The following is a 1705-nucleotide window of genomic DNA, read 5'->3' on the forward strand; positions in this document are numbered from 1 at the left end:
GCCGGTTCTCCGACCCGTCCGCCAAAGCCGAGGCGACGGCGGAACCGGCCGTCACCGTCGCTGGGTAGGGCCGGTTCTCCGAACCGGCCGTCATCGTCAGGGGCAGACGACGACCGAGTACCTGATGATCGCGGGGATCATGACCGCCATCGGGTTGCTGATTCTGCTGTGGATGTTCGAGCCGTGGCGCCAGACGGTCGAGGACGTGACCGATTGCGTCCGCACCGACGACTGCGAGGATGTGGGTGCCCAGTAGCAGGAGGGCCGGCGCGCCGCGCCGGCGAGAGGGAGCGCGCGGATGCTGACGGTGATGCTCGGGCTGGGCCTGGTGTGTGCGTTCCTGTCGGTCGTGCTGCTGGTGAGCGGCCCGTCGGGCGGCGCCGCGCGTCAGCGCGATGCGGTGGCGCCGTCGGGCGAGGTACCGGAGGGGGCCCCGGCCGTCGTCAAGGTGTTCTTCCCGCTGATTTCGGCGCTGGCAGGGCCTGCCAAGGCGATTCGCTGGCCGTCCTACCGGGAACGGGCGGCCGTGGCCATTGCCCGATCCGGCTGGGGGGACCCGTTCACGCTGAATCACCTGCTGGCGCTGAAGGTGCTGTCGGCGATCGTGCTGCCGCTGATGGGCGCGCTGCTGTTCGCGCCGCTGCGCAACCCCGCCATCTTCGTGCTGGCGGCCATCGGCGCGTTCTTCGCACCGGACCAGATGCTGAGCAGCAGTCGCAAGGCCCGGGAGCGCCAGATCATCCGGTCGTTGCCGGGAGCGGTGGACGTGCTGTCGCTGTCGGTGGAGGCGGGCCTCGAGTTCCTGATCGCGCTGGAGCGGCTGGTCAAGCGCGGGCTCAGCGGACCGTTGCGGGACGAACTGACGGCCGTGCTCAACGACATCCGGCTGGGCACGACGCGGTCGGAGGCGCTGCGGGCGATGGCGGCGCGCCTCGAGATCCCGCAGCTGTCGTCGTTCGTGTCGGTGCTGGTGCAGGCCGACCTGCTCGGCGCGTCGATTGGCGACGTGTTGAAGTCGCAGGCGGCGTTCCTGCGCACCGAACGCTTCCAGCGGGCCGAGAAGGCCGGTGGGCAGGCGACGCAGAAGATCATCTTCCCGATGCTGCTGTTCATCTTCCCGGCGGTGCTGCTGGTGGTCATCGCGCCCATCGCCCTGAAGTTCATCTACTCGGATTTCTGAGGCCCGATTCGTGCGCACCCGCCGTCTCATCGTCGTGACGCCCGAAGGCGAGCGCGAACTGCTGTTCATCGGCCGGCTCACGGTGGGGCGGGCCCCCGAGTGCGACATCAGCGTCGCCGACACGAAGATCTCGCGCCGGCACGCCGAGTTCGATGCGTCGGGGCCGACGCCGCGGGTCTCGGATCTCGGCAGCCGCAACGGCATCCTGGTCAACGGGCGCAAGGTCGGCGCCGCCGACCTCGCGCCGGGCGACGTCGTCACCGTGGGGGACGCGCGCATCCGGTTCGAAGAGCGCGCGGCCGAGCCGGACCCGAGTCTGGTGTCGTCAGGAGGCGACGACCGCACCGCCATCCTGGCGCCGCTCATGCCGCCGGTGCCGGGCGCCATGTCCGAGCCCGCGCCGCCGCACGCCGCAGCTCTGGCCTCGATGCTGGACGGTGACCCCGACAAGACCAGCGTGCTGACGCCCAGGGCGCCGGCGGCGACCGCCCCGCCGTCGCCCACCGCCCCTCTGGCGGCGGCGCC

3 protein-coding genes are annotated in these 1705 nt (G+C 71.3%); all 3 read left to right on the forward strand.

Annotated features, from left to right (window positions below; translation table 11 throughout):
- The first annotated feature begins 124 nt into the window (after window positions 1-124).
- Window positions 125-256 (forward strand): hypothetical protein, encoded by a 132-nt coding sequence (locus tag Q0C41_RS26735; protein WP_291989223.1) that lies wholly within the window; start codon window positions 125-127, stop codon window positions 254-256.
- A 42-nt stretch (window positions 257-298) separates the two neighbouring features.
- Window positions 299-1180 carry a type II secretion system F family protein gene (locus tag Q0C41_RS26740; RefSeq protein ID WP_291989225.1) on the forward strand — a complete coding sequence of 294 codons (882 nt, stop codon included), beginning with the start codon at window positions 299-301 and terminating at the stop codon, window positions 1178-1180.
- A 10-nt stretch (window positions 1181-1190) separates the two neighbouring features.
- A partial coding sequence (locus Q0C41_RS26745) for an FHA domain-containing protein (RefSeq protein WP_291989227.1) occupies window positions 1191-1705 on the forward strand: 515 nt, incomplete at its 3' end.

Origin of the sequence: Luteitalea sp. (assembly GCF_022842525.1) — a bacterium.
Classification (GTDB): Bacteria; Acidobacteriota; Vicinamibacteria; order Vicinamibacterales; family Vicinamibacteraceae; genus Luteitalea.